Source organism: Gemmatimonadota bacterium, from assembly GCA_026706345.1.
Lineage (GTDB): Bacteria > JAAXHH01 > JAAXHH01 > JAAXHH01 > JAAXHH01 > JAAXHH01.
Genome location: JAPOYX010000015.1, coordinates 1 through 13,678 on the forward strand (window position 1 = coordinate 1; position 13,678 = coordinate 13,678).

At 62.2% G+C, this 13,678-nt stretch carries 14 protein-coding genes; 11 read left to right on the forward strand and 3 right to left on the reverse strand.

What is annotated here, in order from left to right:
• The 3 genes from OXG98_01430 to metK all read left to right on the forward strand — a co-directional run.
• A partial coding sequence (locus OXG98_01430; protein MCY3770675.1) for a hypothetical protein occupies nucleotides 1-266 on the forward strand: 266 nt, incomplete at its 5' end.
• A 168-nt stretch (nucleotides 267-434) separates the two neighbouring features.
• Nucleotides 435-1,412: a sugar phosphate nucleotidyltransferase gene (locus OXG98_01435; protein MCY3770676.1), complete on the forward strand. Its 978-nt coding sequence runs from the start codon at nucleotides 435-437 to the stop codon at nucleotides 1,410-1,412.
• Between the two features lie 69 nt (nucleotides 1,413-1,481).
• Entirely contained in the window at nucleotides 1,482-2,624 is a 1,143-nt protein-coding gene (gene metK, locus OXG98_01440; GenBank protein MCY3770677.1) for a methionine adenosyltransferase, read from the forward strand.
• A gap of 73 nt (nucleotides 2,625-2,697) precedes the next feature.
• Here the strand turns inward: metK and OXG98_01445 are convergent, their stop codons facing one another.
• Both OXG98_01445 and OXG98_01450 read right to left on the reverse strand, forming a co-directional pair.
• Entirely contained in the window at nucleotides 2,698-3,780 is a 1,083-nt protein-coding gene (locus OXG98_01445) for an LptF/LptG family permease (GenBank protein MCY3770678.1), read from the reverse strand.
• Nucleotides 3,781-3,817: 37 nt separating this feature from the next.
• On the reverse strand, nucleotides 3,818-5,044 hold the full coding sequence (locus tag OXG98_01450) for an LptF/LptG family permease (protein MCY3770679.1): 1,227 nt from the start codon (nucleotides 5,042-5,044) through the stop codon (nucleotides 3,818-3,820).
• Nucleotides 5,045-5,298: 254 nt separating this feature from the next.
• Here OXG98_01450 and OXG98_01455 point away from each other — a divergent pair, with 254 nt between their 5' ends.
• From OXG98_01455 to OXG98_01485, 7 genes are all read left to right on the forward strand, one after another.
• Nucleotides 5,299-5,739, forward strand: coding sequence for a single-stranded DNA-binding protein (locus tag OXG98_01455; GenBank protein ID MCY3770680.1), 441 nt, complete (start codon nucleotides 5,299-5,301; stop codon nucleotides 5,737-5,739).
• A 69-nt stretch (nucleotides 5,740-5,808) separates the two neighbouring features.
• On the forward strand, nucleotides 5,809-6,507 hold the full coding sequence (locus tag OXG98_01460) for a response regulator transcription factor (protein ID MCY3770681.1): 699 nt from the start codon (nucleotides 5,809-5,811) through the stop codon (nucleotides 6,505-6,507).
• A 1-nt stretch (nucleotide 6,508) separates the two neighbouring features.
• Nucleotides 6,509-8,251, forward strand: coding sequence for a tetratricopeptide repeat protein (locus tag OXG98_01465; protein ID MCY3770682.1), 1,743 nt, complete (start codon nucleotides 6,509-6,511; stop codon nucleotides 8,249-8,251).
• A 143-nt stretch (nucleotides 8,252-8,394) separates the two neighbouring features.
• Nucleotides 8,395-9,255, forward strand: a complete 861-nt coding sequence (locus OXG98_01470; GenBank protein MCY3770683.1) for a dihydroorotate dehydrogenase electron transfer subunit — start codon at nucleotides 8,395-8,397, stop codon at nucleotides 9,253-9,255.
• On the forward strand, nucleotides 9,252-10,202 hold the full coding sequence (locus OXG98_01475; protein ID MCY3770684.1) for a dihydroorotate dehydrogenase: 951 nt from the start codon (nucleotides 9,252-9,254) through the stop codon (nucleotides 10,200-10,202). The genes OXG98_01470 and OXG98_01475 overlap by 4 nt, the downstream gene beginning before the upstream one ends.
• The gene (gene pyrF / locus OXG98_01480) at nucleotides 10,187-10,999 is read left to right on the forward strand and encodes an orotidine-5'-phosphate decarboxylase (GenBank protein MCY3770685.1); all 813 of its coding nucleotides are present in this window, start codon (nucleotides 10,187-10,189) and stop codon (nucleotides 10,997-10,999) included. Before OXG98_01475 ends, pyrF begins: the two co-directional genes overlap by 16 nt.
• A 133-nt stretch (nucleotides 11,000-11,132) precedes the next feature.
• Complete coding sequence (locus OXG98_01485) at nucleotides 11,133-11,684, forward strand: RNA methyltransferase (GenBank protein MCY3770686.1); 552 nt, start codon at nucleotides 11,133-11,135, stop codon at nucleotides 11,682-11,684.
• 48 nt (nucleotides 11,685-11,732) lie between these two features.
• Here OXG98_01485 and OXG98_01490 read toward each other — a convergent pair whose 3' ends face one another.
• Nucleotides 11,733-12,512, reverse strand: coding sequence for a chlorite dismutase family protein (locus OXG98_01490; protein MCY3770687.1), 780 nt, complete (start codon nucleotides 12,510-12,512; stop codon nucleotides 11,733-11,735).
• A 129-nt stretch (nucleotides 12,513-12,641) separates the two neighbouring features.
• Between OXG98_01490 and OXG98_01495 the strand changes: the two genes are divergently transcribed.
• Complete coding sequence (locus tag OXG98_01495; GenBank protein ID MCY3770688.1) at nucleotides 12,642-13,664, forward strand: ferrochelatase; 1,023 nt, start codon at nucleotides 12,642-12,644, stop codon at nucleotides 13,662-13,664.
• Nucleotides 13,665-13,678 lie beyond the last annotated feature (14 nt).

The window sequence follows — 13,678 nt, forward strand, 5'->3', positions numbered from 1 at the left end:
CCCTCGTGGTCTTCGACCAGGCGGGAAACCTCCTCTGGGGCACCAGTTTCTCGCACATCGTCCTAGTCCTGGGCGTGATCTGCGGCCTCGTGTACTTCTTCTTTTCACTGGAACACAAGGGTATGCTGGGACGCGTCTCCCGGGCGGGCATCTGGGTGTTGATGGTGACCTTCGGCGCCGCCTTCGGGTACACGGTCATGGCGCGCATATCCCTGCTCACCGGCAGAATGGAAGCCCTGGGCGCGTGGATCGGCACGATCTTCTAGCCGATGCCGTTCGATCGGCGATTCGTCTGCGCGATTTTCCGGGACGAGACCGATGTCGACGCCTATGATTTCTGTTGCGCACGGCCATGCCCCCCTGTTTCTTACAGAACCGTTCAATTCGGTCCCGGCGCGCTCCGCCGGGAGAGGGCGCACACGCAAGGGAGTTTCATGAAAGCCATTATTCCCGTCGCCGGCAGCGGCAGCCGATTGCGCCCGATCACGCTCGAAACCCCCAAGGCCATGGTCCCCGTCGCGGGGAAGCCGGTACTCGAATACATCCTCGACCAGGTTGCGGGCCTGGGGATCCGCGAGGTCGTGCTGGTCATCTCCCCCTCGGGAGACGCCATCCGCCGGTTCGTCGATCAGCGCGAAGACCTCGAAGCCCGGTACGTCGTGCAACAAGAGCCCCTTGGAATCGGCCACGCGGTGTACCAGTGCCGGACTCTCGTGGATGACGCGCCCGTCCTGATCGTGCTGGGCGACGTCATCTACCTCTCGGATTACGCCTTCCTGGGCAGGAAACCGCCGGGCAACGCGATCGGCGTCAAAAAGGTCGCGGGGGACCTGAGCCGCTACGGACTGGTGGAAGTCGCGGGAGACCGCATCACTCGGCTGGTGGAAAAACCCGACCGTCCGGTTTCAGATCTCGCGATCGCCGGGATCTACTATTTCTCCCGGGCCGCGCCGCTTATGGCGGGACTGGAAAGCCTGGTGCGATCCAGCCGGAAGACCCGTAACGAGTATCAACTGACGGACGCGTTGCAGTGGATGGTGGAACAGGGCGAGCACCTGTCGCCTTTCGAAGTCGACGACTGGTATGACTGCGGCACGCCGGACCGGCTGCTGGAGGCCAACAGGCGGCTCCTCGACCTGAACGGCGGGGCCTGCAGCATACCCGGCAGCGTGATCATCCCGCCCGTCGACATCGCGTCGGACGCCCAGGTCCACCGGTCCGTCGTCGGTCCCCACGTCGCCGTCTCGTCCCGGGCCTCCATCGCGCGCACTATCGTCCGTGACGCCACCATCGGAACTCACGCCCGGATCGAAAACTGCGATCTCCGGGGATCCATCGTCACGCCGCACGCCGTCCTGGCCGACCGGGTGCAACGGGAGACCGCCGGCGCGCACTGCGAGGTTTTCGTCTGACCGTACATCTGACCATATACCGGAATCGATCGTTTCCGATCCGCATGTAGTTCGTTAGGAGCATGACGCATGACACCTGGTTACCTCTTTACTTCCGAATCCGTTACCGAAGGCCATCCCGACAAGGTCGCCGACCAGATTTCCGACGCCGTGCTGGACGCCGTCATCGAACAGGACCCCTATTCCCGCGTGGCCTGCGAGACTTTCGTCACCACGGGCCTGGTGCTCGTCGGCGGCGAAATCACGACGGCGGGTTCCGTGGACGTCCAGAGCGTGGCACGGGAGACGGTCAAGTCCATCGGATATACCGATGCGGGCTTCGGTCTGGACTGGGAATCCTGCGGCGTGATCGTCTCCCTCGACCAGCAGTCGGCCGATATCGCCATGGGCGTGGACCGGCAGGGCGCGGGCGACCAGGGCATGATGTTCGGCTACGCGACCGACGAGACCCCCGAAATGATGCCCCTGCCCATCACCCTGGCCCACAGGCTGACCAGGAACCTCGCGGCGATCCGGAAGAACGGCGTCGCGCCTTACCTGCGCCCGGACGGCAAATCCCAGGTCACGGTGGAATACGTGGATGGCCGTCCCGGCCGGATCGACACGGTGGTGATCGCCGCCCAGCACGATCCGGACGTCTCAAACGACCGGATCAGGGAGGATGTCGTCAACGAGGTGATCGCCCCCGCGCTGCCGGCGGAGCTGATCGATCCGGGCCGGATCAAGTACCACGTCAACGCGACCGGCCGTTTCGTCACCGGGGGGCCGCAGGGCGACGCCGGTCTGACGGGCCGGAAGATCATCGTGGACACCTACGGCGGGTATTGCCGCCACGGCGGCGGCGCGTACTCGGGCAAGGACCCGACCAAGGTGGACCGCTCGGCTTCCTACGCCGCGCGCTACGTGGCCAAGAACGTCGTAGCCGCGGGGCTGGCCGGGAAATGCGAGATCCAGCTCGCCTACGTCATCGGCGTGGCCGAACCCGTCTCGGTAAACGTCAACACCTACGGCACCGGCACAGTCGAAGATCTGGAAATCACGCGCCTGATCCGCAAGCACTTCGACCTGACGCCCCAGGGAATCATCGAAAGCCTGGACCTGCGCCGGCCCATCTACGGTCCCACGGCGTCTTACGGCCACTTCGGCCGGAACGAGGCGGGTTTTACCTGGGAAAACTGCGACAAGGCGGAGGAACTCCGGAACCACGCCTGAGCCGAATGGGGCTGCTCCGGCCGGTCAGCCTGGTCAGGCTGACCAGCGAACGCGGTCCAGCCCAGCACCGGTCTCATTTCGGCGCCCTGACCAGCAGGACAAGCGCCAGTAATCCGAACAGAGCATTGGCACCCCATGCCGCCGCCATGGGCGGCAGTAAGCCGGCGTGTCCGAAAGCTTGCGCAAAGCGCAGCAGCCCCCAGTAGACGAAACAGATCCCAATGCTCAGGGCGAATCCCACCGCTACGCCTCCGCGTCTCAGGTGGGAGGCCAGCGCGCCTCCCAGGAGCACGATGATCAGGCCCGCGGAGGGGAAGGCGATCTTCAGGTTGAGGTCCACCAGGTAGCCCTGCACGTCTCCTCCACCGCGCCGCACGTTCTGTATCAACTGAGCGAGTTCGCCGTAGCTCATCTCTTCCGGGCGCTTTTGTCCTCGTAGAAAGTCCTCCGGCGTTTCCGCCCATCCGTCGGGTTCCAACGAGGCGAATGAGGTGAATCCGGATAGGCCGCCTCCGATCTGAAACCGTCGTTCCACTCCGTTGGAAAGCAGCCATCGCCCGTCCGTCCAGGCGGCGCTTTCCGCCGTCAGCACGCTGGAAACAGAGCCGCCTCGGAACTCGGTGACGCATATTCCGGTGCCTTCCGCGCTGTGTCCGTCGAATACGCGCATGTAGAACTGTCGTCCACCCTCTCCCCTGAAATACACGTCGTACCGGACGTGCTGTCCTTCGCCACCCTGCATGTCCACGTGTTCCGATTGGATTTCCGCCCTTTTCATACTCGTATGGGGCACGAGCCATTCACCGGCCCAGAACAGGCACGCACTGATCACGGCGCTCACGAGGAGCAGGGGCCGCAGCAGCCGGTACAGACTCAGTCCCGACGCTTTCATGGCCGTCAATTCGCCCAGCCTGGTCAGCTGGCCGAAGGTATAGAGGCTGGCGAGCAGCAGACTGACGGGAATTGTGAGTACGAAGATATAGGGCAGGTAATAGACGTAATAGAGCGCGATGTATCCCGGCGCTACGTTGCGGTCCAGGAAACGGTCCAGCTGCTCGATGAGATCGACGACAAAGAAAATGCTGACGAAGGCGACCAGGCTGACGGCGATCGCGGTCATGAACAGGCGGAGCACGTACCGGGTGATCAGGGACATGAAACGGCAATCCTTTGATGATTAGGAGGCATATTCGTCAGACGCGGTCTCTCCCGACAATCCAGACCAGGAAGGCTCCGGGCACGCCGATGACGATATTCGCCGCCCACATCGCCCAGACCGGATCGAACAGGTCGCGGTCCGCCAGTTCTTCACCGCCGAGCAGACATGCCCAGTAGAGCAGGAAGAAGCACAGGCTGACGCCGACGCTCACACCCATGCCGCTCCGGCGGATACGCACACCCAGCGGTGCGCCGATCAGCACGAAGACGAGACACGCCGCCGAAATGGCGTACTTCTTGTGGATTTCCACGATATAGCTGTTCTTCTGGCGCTGCTTCAGCGAGATCGTCCGCTGCGCCTTGGCCCTGGCTGCTTCGATGGAATCCGTCTTCGCCTCCGAGGGGACCGGTCCGGGTTCAAGATTCGCCGCGACCTCGTCGATCTCCCGTTGCCAGTCATCGATCTTCTCACGCATCATTTCGATGTTCAACTCGCGGTCGCCCCGGGTTCCCGCCTCCGACCGCTGCACGCCGCTCGGCGTGGTGCGAATCGAAAACCGCTGCCGCTCGAAGACTTCTTTGAAATAGCGCCCCGAAGCTTCGTTCTGTTGCAGCAGTTCCCCGTCGTAAAGCATGAGATCGAGCCGGCTGCCCGTCTCGTTGACGTGAAATACACCCGACTTCGCCGTCATGAGGCGCGGGTAGCGCATGTTCTCCGTCTCGTAGATGGTAATACGGGAAATCTCGTTGTTTCTCGGATTGACCCGGTCGATCAAGATACTGTATCCCGGAATGTCCTTCATGAATATGCCCCCGGTGAAGAGCAACGTGGGCCGCGCCCGGTGGATATCGTTCATGAGTGACCGCGCCCGGTAATTGGCTTCGGGCAGTATGACGTCCATGAAGTACAGATGGCAGGTCCCCAGAAGGATTCCCGACACCAGGACCGGTGAGACCATCTGGAAGAAACTGACGCCTCCCGCCTTGAACGCCGTGACTTCGTTATCGGCCGAAAGGCGGCCGAAGGCCATGAGCGTGGCGACCAGTACGGACATGGGAATCGAAACGGCGACGATCCAGGCCAAGTTGAGCACAAACACCTCGAGCACGATAAACAGGTCGAGGTTCTTTCCGATGATGAGGTCGGCAATCTGGAATATGATGTCCATCACGAGGATGAACGTGATGATCACGAAGGCAAACAGAAATGGCCCGATATGCGCTCTTAAAACGTATCGGTAGAGGTGAACCGGGAGGGTCATGGGCCAATCCGGCGGATAACGGACCGGGCGGGGCGTTCCGGCGGGTCCGATTACGGGTCCCGTCGACGAAAGTTCGATGTTTTCTACGATGTTTTCAAGGGCCCCTCGACTAACGGAATATACCGCGCGGCATCAAGGTGAGGCAAGCTGTTTTGTCCTGCGCGACAGTCCGGATATACAGGGTGAATTCGCTTGACTTGCCATACGTACCGCGCTATACTCATTTCTACCATTTTCTATAAGGAGTAACCTTGATGGCCAGTTTAAACAAAGTCATACTTATCGGCAATCTGGGCGCGGACCCCGAGTTGAGGTACACGCCTTCCGGCCGGGCCGTGGTCAACTTCCGCATGGCCACCACGCGCCAGTGGAACACGCAGGACGGAGAACGGCGGGAAGAAACGGAATGGCACCGGATCGTAGCGTTTTCGAAACTGGCGGAGATCTGCGGCCAATATCTTAAGAAAGGCGCTCCGGTGTATGTTGAAGGGCGGCTTCAAACCCGTTCCTGGGAGGACCAGAACGGGATGAAACGATACACGACCGAGATCGTGGCGAACGAGATGCAAATGCTGAGTGCCCGCCAGCAGAATGAACCTGCATCCGACGTGCCGCCCGGAGGAATCGGCAGTACGGTGCCGGAAGCGCCGCCTTCCGCGCCGGCGTCCGAGGCCGACGACGACCTCCCGTTTTGATTCCATTCGAGGTATAGTCCGTTCTTCGCACCGGTCGGTCCTTTCCACGTGGGCCTGTAGTGAGAACCCATGACCGTTAGACTTAGCGGCAACGGGCTTCCTCGAATAACAATTCTGATTGCCCGGCAGGAACCCGTCGCACCGCTGATCAGATGGTTGAGCGGCGCAGGTTACCCGTTAACGGAACTGCATTACACCGCTGTTGAAGACCTCCACGCGCGTATTCCCGAATCGGATGTCCTGCTCGTCCATACTGACCGTCCAAGATCGGACATCCCTTTTGTGATGGACGAGTTGCAGTCGAGGCAGTTCCGGCAGGCCCCCGGAGTGATCGTCCTGACCGGCTGTGACGCCGTCGGTGATCTCGACGTCACCCGGGGGATCGACGATTTCATATGCGCGCCATACAATCTCCGCGAGTTCGATCTCCGCATCAAGAACGTCCTCTGGCGCCGTCATAGCGTGCAGATTCAGGATATGATCGCCTGGGGCGACCTGCTGATCAATCTGGGCAACTACGAGGTTACGATCCGGGGCAAGGCGATCGACCTCACGCTCAAGGAATACGAGCTGCTCAAACACCTGGCCCGGCACCGGGGACGGGTGTTCACGCGGGATGAACTGCTGACCGCCGTCTGGGGATACGATTACTTCAGCGGTACGAGGACCGTGGACGTGCACGTGAGGCGGCTGCGAATGAAGATCGAGCGCCACGGGGTGCATATCATCACGACCGTCCGGGGCGTCGGATACAAGTTCGGTGACTGACATGCGCAAAACCTCATCGATCCTACTTGCTTTCGCGTGCGTGGTTTTCGGGTGCGCGTACTACAATACCTTTTACAACGCCAAGAAGGCGTTCAAGGAAGGGGAGCGTATACGTCTCAACCAGCAGACACCCGATGGCAGCATACACCCGATGGCCGTTGACTCCTACGAACTCGCGATCGAAAATGCGGGCCTTGTCCTGCGGGATCATCCCGGAAGCTCCCTGGTCGATGACGCGCTGGTTTTGATCGGCGACGCCCGGGCGATCCAGGGCCAGCACCTTCAGGCTATCAAACGGTATGAGCAAGTCCTCAGGCTGTTCCCCGACAGCGAGTTCGTTGCGCACTGTCTTTTTTCGCTGGGCAGAAGCCACTTCGAAGCAGGCAATCCCGTCCAGGCTGATGAACTGCTGGACCGTTTCATCCGGGAATACCCCGGCAGCGACCAGTCTCCCGACGCCTTCCTGCTCAGCGGTGAGATCGCCTTCGACGGCGGACGGTACGAGGAGGCCGTCACGCGTTTCGAAGTCTTTCTTACGACATATCCCGGTAACGATCGCGAGGCGGAGGCCCTGTTCTACATCGCGCGGTCCAGCCTCGAAATGAATCGTTTCGAAGGCGCGCGGGACCTTTTCGCGCGGGTCATCGGGCAGGCCCGCACGAAGACGTTGAGATACCGGGCGGGATTCATGACGGGTGAGAGCCTTCGCCGCGAGGGCGAACATGACGCCGCGCTCGAGGTGTTCGAATCGTTGCTGGAACAGCGCGATTACGCCCGATACCGCCCCGAAGTCATGCTGGCCATGGCCGAGTGCCAGGCTGGCCTGGGCGGCGTTGAAGGAGCCGTATCCCGCTACGTAACCATAATATCCGAATTCGAAACCGACCGCGATTACGACGAGGAAGTATCGCAGGCCATGTACGAACTCGCCGAACTGTACAGAAACACCGGCAGGCTGGAATACGCGGAGCGGCATTACGCGGACGCGCTCCGCAAGAGTCCCCGGGAATACTGGGTGGGTAAAGAAGCGGAAAGTAAAAACTTTGCCATACGCGAGTTGCGTCGCTTAAACGGAAATCTGGACAATCTGTTGAACGCGCTGGCCGCGACGAAGGCGCGTGAAAACGATGGTCCGAACCATGCTTCGAATGTGGCGAGGCTCACGGAGAACGTGGCCGGGATTCGTTTTCAACTGGCCGAGCACTACCTGTTCCAACTGGACATGGCCGATTCCGCGTTGAGTCGGTATCGTTCCATCGAAAACGAATCGGGCGACCCCTCCCTGGCCGCCAAGGCGGCCTTCGCAAGAGCCTGGGTCCTTGACGAAGTGATGGATGACCCGGCGCGGGCGAACGCCGTTTACGATACCATTGCGGAGCGGTACGCCGGGACGGATCACGCCGTGGAAGCGGCAATTATTCGTTCAAAACCGATCGAAGGCGAGCTTCCCGAGGAGAGGTTGTTTTCCGAGGCGGAGCGGTTGCTGTTCGAAGCGGATCGGCCCGACTCCGCACGCGGACTGTACGAACAGGTCCTCCATCGTTATCCGGACGGGGAATTCGCGCCGCGGGCGCTCTATGCCCTGGGCTGGCTCGCCGAGACGCGTTTCGGCGACCCGGAGACGGCACTCAAACGCTACAGGGATATCGTGGGCCGCTATCCCGGGTCGGACCAGGCGAAGTCGGTCCACGACAAGATTCGCCTCATGGAAGAACTGCGCCAGGACACGGGACCCGACAAATGATGCGTTGACTTCCGGCCCCGTTGGCTGTATCGTAGTGGAGCGAAAGCTGGAAGGCCATGCGACCCGGAACGTCGCGGTACCGGACTGACTGACCCGCGGTTTCCGGATGTGAACCGAATCCCGTCCGCCTCACAGCAGCGAGCATGTCGAACATCCCCATCTGCCAGTGTAACACCGAGGTCCTGTCCAACCGTGAAATCGGTCCCGGCCTTTACTGGATCGACCTGCTGGCGCCCGATATCACCCGCCACGCCCTGCCTGGACATTTCGTACACCTGGTCGCTTCCGACGTTTCCGAGGACAGCAGCCGGCAGACCTGGCTCCGCCACACCCCTCTGCTCCGGCGTCCCTTCAGCATCGCCGAACGAGATCCGGAAAAAGGCGTTTTCGGGCTCATCTACCGGATCGTCGGCGGCGGCACCGAGATCCTTGCGATGCGGCGCCGCGGAGAACGGATCAACGTACTCGGTCCCCTGGGACGACCGCTGGAACCGGTGAGGGCCGGGCGGTCCGCGATCATGGTGGCGGGCGGCGTCGGCGTGGCGCCTTTTCTCTCGCTGGCGCAGGAGACGGTCAGGGACGGCCGGGCGGGCCCGGAAGAACTGGCCGTGTTGTTCGGCGCGGCGACGGCAGGCCTGCTGAGCGGGGAAGAGAAGTTCCGCAGGCTGGGCTTTGACGTCAAACTGGCGACCGATGATGGTTCGACCGGCTATCACGGCCTGGTGACGGCCCTGCTGGAGCGGGAACTGGCCCGGTCGCCCGGCCGCTGCGCCTACCTCTATGCCTGCGGACCGACGCCCATGATGCGGCGCTGCCAGCAGATCGCCCGGGATGCGGGCATCGCCGGACAGGTCTCCCTGGAGGGGATCATGCCCTGCGGCGTGGGCGTCTGCATGGCCTGTGTCGTGCCATGTGTCGATCCCGCAGATCGATCGTCTCCCCGCCGCTACGAGCGGGTGTGCGACACCGGTCCGGTGTTCGATATGCAGGAGGTGGTGTTGTGAGGACGCTTCCCGACTTAACCGTAAATATCGGATCGTGCGAACTGAAGAACCCGGTCCTCGCCGCCTCGGGCACCTTCGGATACGGATCCGAGTACGGCCGGTTCGTGGATCTATCCGATTTCGGCGGCATCGTGACGAAAACGCTCACGCCGGAGCCATGGCCTGGCAATCCCCCGCCCCGGGCCGCCGAAACAGCCGCCGGCATGCTCAATTCCATTGGATTGCAGAACGTGGGCGTGGGTGCCTTCGTCCGGGACAAGATGCCGTACCTGAGAGAATTGGATACCGCGTTGATCGTGAACGTGGGAGGCGGTCCCGTCGAAGAGTTCGTCCGCGTGACCGAACGCCTGGCAGGCTGTGAAGGCATCGATGCCCTGGAAATCAACATGTCGTGCCCGAACGTTTCGGGCGGAATGGACTTCAGTACCGATCCCCGGCGCGCGGCCGAACTCCTTTCCGCGTTGCGCGGGATCACGGACCTGCCGATTATCGCGAAGCTGACACCGAACGTTACGGACATCGCGCAAATCGCCCGCAGCGTGGAAGATGCCGGCGCCGACGCGATTTCCGCCATCAACACCCTGCGAGGCATGGCGGTGGACGTCCGCACGCGCTGTCCCATGCTCGGGGCCGTCATGGGCGGTCTTTCCGGTCCGGCCATCAAGCCCGTGGCCGTGGCGGCCGTTTACCGGATCGCCCGCCAGGTGAGCATTCCGGTCATCGGAATCGGCGGCATCATGAGTGGCGAAGACGCCGTGGAGTTCCTCGTGGCCGGCGCCACCGCCGTGCAGGTCGGAACGGCCAGCTTCGTCGAGCCCCGCGCGGGCGCTTCGGTGGCGCGGGAGATGGCCGACTGGTGCGCCGGGTCGGAAGTGCGCTCGGTCCGCGAACTCATTGGAAGCATACAGATTCCGTCACAAGAGGATGTGCCATGTCACCCTTCGTAGATAGTCTGAACCGTGTACGCGTGTTGACGAACAGCCTGGTCTGCGTCGGGCTCGATCCGGACCTGGATCGATTCCCGGAGCACCTGAAAACGGAGCGCGACGCGGTATACGAGTTCAACCGGGCGATCATCGAGCACACCTCGGATCTCGTGTCGGCCTACAAGCTGAATATCGCATTTTTCGAGGTCATGGGCTCCAGGGGCTACGAAATACTCGAACGCACCCTCGAGATTATCCCGGATGGGGTGGTGGCCATATGCGACTGCAAGCGGGGAGACATGGGGAATAGCGCGCGCATGTACGCGCGTGCGCTGTTCGAGCACTTCGACTTCGATGCAGTGACTGTAAATCCGTACCAGGGAAGGGATGCCGTCCAGCCCTTCCTGGACTATACCGACCGGGGCGTTTTCATCCTTTGTCTGACCTCCAACGAGAGCGCGCGCGAGTTCCAGTACCTGCCTGTCAACGGACATCCGCTGTATCTGGAGGTGGCTAGTGTGGCCCAGTCCTGGAACACCGCGCGAAACGCGGGGCTGGTCGTAGGCGCGACGCAGGCGGAATCCTTGGCGGGCATCCGCGGCATCGCCCCTGAGATGCCCCTGCTGATACCCGGCATCGGAGCGCAGGGCGGCGATCTGGAAACGGTCGTCCGTGAGGGGGCCGACACCCATGGCGGCGGCCTGCTCATCAACTCTTCCCGCGGCATCCTGTACGCCTCCGACGGAACCGATTACGCCGAGGCCGCCCGGGCGGCGACGATACAGCTCAGGGATGAGATAAACGCCCTTCTGCCCTGAGATTACCGTGCAGTCCTGTTGCCGCGCATACGGCTTTACCGTTATGCGGCAATCCACGACGGCGGTGCGGGCGAGGTTTCTACTTTTTGAGGACCATTGTCCGATGCGGAATCGCGCCAGGCGGACTGGTGACATGGAAACGAACTTCGAGGTCCGCAGTTTCGACACGGAGATTACGAAGGAAGCGTACGACAGGCTGCCCAAGCTGCCGCTTTATTTCATCCTGGACAACTTGCGCAGCGCCTTCAACGTAGGGTCTATTTTCCGGACCTGCGACATCCTGCGGGTGGCGGGTTTGTTCCTGTGCGGATACACCGCCTGTCCGCCCCATGCGAAGCTGGAAAAGACCGCCCTGGGCACCATCGATTACGTCCCGTGGCGTTACTTTGAAGCGGCCGCCGATGCGGTCGGACACCTGCAGGACAAGGGCATAGCGGTTTGGGCTGCGGAAACGACCTCGGGTTCGGTTCCGTACGGCGACGCGGTGTTTCCGGACGAACTGGCGATCGTGCTCGGCAACGAGGCGCTGGGGGTGAGCCACGGCGTGCTGGATCGTTGCGACGGCGTCGTCGAGATCCCCACGCGTGGCTACAAGAATTCCCTCAACGTGGCGTCCGCCTGCGCCGTCCTGGGATTCAAGGCGCTGGAGGAAATGGAGGGCGTTCGGAAGGAATCATCCGGCTGAGCCGGTCGACCGTTTCGGGCTGCTCGACTGCAATGGGCCGCTCGACCGCTACGGGCCGCTCGACCAGGTTTTCTTGCCGACGAAGAACGGTCCCAGCGAATCGATGTACAACGCCGTCTGCTGGGTCTTTCTCATGTCCTGGACGACGCGTGAAAGCGGGTAAAGCGCCTTGCCGAGCAGTCCGATGACGAAGTCGTTGTCCGCCTCGTCGAGCCCGTAGCAGGCCAGGCGGATGTCGTGGGCGAAGTCGGCGCGGCCGTAGGCCCGGCCTATGTGGGCGTGCTCCATCAGGATCTGGCGCTGTTCCTTATGTTCCAGACGGGCGAAGGCGCCGTTCCGCCGCAGCGGATACCAGATGGCCCAGGGCCAGTCGGGGTTGAGCACGGTGCGGCGCGGCCTGTGGATGAGAGAATCCCGCAAATCCGGTTCGTACCCCAGGGAGTAGGTCCTGCCGAACATCGTCATGTTCTCGCGGCGCTCCAGCGCGTCGAAGGGGCTTCCGGTCAACAGGTCCCGCACATCGGTTACGAAGGTATCGGGATCTTCGGCGAGGAACAACACGCCGACTCCATTGGGATCGTTGACATCCAGATAGACCGCGGACTCCAGTCCGGAGTTTTCGAGGGCGGTGGCGATATTCGCCATGATTTCCGGCAGCGCCGGCGCTTCGATCACGTCGCCGTCCGGATCGAAAATGGCGAAGTCGTCTTTTATCACCCTGAACACGTTGAGCTGCATGTACAGCCGCTCTTCGCCGGTCTGCGGCTGCCCATCGACGGGCGCTCCATGTTCGAGTATGTCGGGGATCCGTCCGGTGTCTTCGGTCACGTCGCTTCCTTGTAGCGTCCTCGGTTGCTCCACGCGATGCATACAGTGAAAGACTTGGGTATATTACGGAGGAAGCGGTGGCATGGCAAGCAAATACAGGGTCGTATGTCCGCATAGGGAAAATGACCATTGAACTACGACGCATTGCTCCTGGTATCCTTTGGGGGTCCCGAGGGAACCGACGACGTCATTCCCTTTCTTGAGCGCGTGCTCAAGGGCCGGCGCGTCCCCAGGGAACGCCTGATGGAAGTCGCGGAACACTACCATCACTTCGGCGGCATCAGCCCGATCAACGGGCAGACCCGCGCGCTGATCGCGGCACTCGAAAAGGAGTTGGAAACCCGCAACCTGTCGTTGCCGGTTTACTGGGGAAACCGGAACTGGCATCCCCTTTTGACTGATACGGTCCGACGGATGGCCGGGGACGGGATAAAGCGGGCGCTGGCTCTCGTCACCTCCGCCTACAGCTCCTACTCCAACTGCAGGCAATACCTGGAAAACATTGACGAAGCCCGGCGGAAAGCGGGCAACGGCGCCCCGGCGATCGACAAGATCAGACCCTTTTCCCATCATCCGGGATTTATCGAAACGATGACGGCCCGGGTTAGCGACGCCCTGGATCGCCTGCCGGAGAAACGGCGTGCGTCGGCCCATCTCGTGTATACCGCCCACAGCATACCCCTGGCCATGGCCCGGGAATGCGCCTACGAAGCCCAACTCCGGGAAGTGTCCCGGCTGATCAGCGAACGCTCGGGCGCACCCTCCTGGGCGCTGGCCTTTCAAAGCCGCAGCGGCCCGCCGGCGCAACCCTGGCTGGAGCCCGATGTCTGCGACTACATCAGGTCGTTTCACGCATCGGGCGGCGGCCGGGCGGGCCGGGCGGGCCGGGATATCGTGGTGGTCCCCGTGGGATTCATATCGGATCACATGGAGGTGGTATACGACCTGGACGTGGAAGCGCGGGCGTGCTGCGATGAACTCGGGGTTCGTATGGTCCGGGCGGAAACGGCGGGAACCCATCCCCGCTTCGTGAAAATGATCGCGGAGCTCGTCGAGGAGCGCCTGTCCGCTTCGACGGCCCGGCCTGCCGTGGGTGTCCTGGATCCCTTGCCCGATAGCTGTCCGCCCGGCTGCTGTCCTTCAGGCAGGTGAGGCACCGGGAAGGA

Bases quoted from the DNA above. Each gene is read 5' to 3' on its own strand.
- OXG98_01485 (MCY3770686.1), top strand. From the start codon at position 11,133: ATGGAAACGAACTTCGAGGTCCGCAGTTTCGACACGGAGATTACGAAG.
- OXG98_01470 (MCY3770683.1), top strand. From the start codon at position 8,395: ATGTCGAACATCCCCATCTGCCAGTGTAACACCGAGGTCCTGTCCAAC.
- OXG98_01465 (MCY3770682.1), top strand. From the start codon at position 6,509: ATGCGCAAAACCTCATCGATCCTACTTGCTTTCGCGTGCGTGGTTTTC.
- OXG98_01455 (MCY3770680.1), top strand. From the start codon at position 5,299: ATGGCCAGTTTAAACAAAGTCATACTTATCGGCAATCTGGGCGCGGAC.
- OXG98_01445 (MCY3770678.1), bottom strand. From the start codon at position 3,780: ATGTCCCTGATCACCCGGTACGTGCTCCGCCTGTTCATGACCGCGATC.
- OXG98_01450 (MCY3770679.1), bottom strand. From the start codon at position 5,044: ATGACCCTCCCGGTTCACCTCTACCGATACGTTTTAAGAGCGCATATC.
- OXG98_01435 (MCY3770676.1), top strand. From the start codon at position 435: ATGAAAGCCATTATTCCCGTCGCCGGCAGCGGCAGCCGATTGCGCCCG.
- metK (MCY3770677.1), top strand. From the start codon at position 1,482: ATGACACCTGGTTACCTCTTTACTTCCGAATCCGTTACCGAAGGCCAT.
- OXG98_01460 (MCY3770681.1), top strand. From the start codon at position 5,809: ATGACCGTTAGACTTAGCGGCAACGGGCTTCCTCGAATAACAATTCTG.
- pyrF (MCY3770685.1), top strand. From the start codon at position 10,187: ATGTCACCCTTCGTAGATAGTCTGAACCGTGTACGCGTGTTGACGAAC.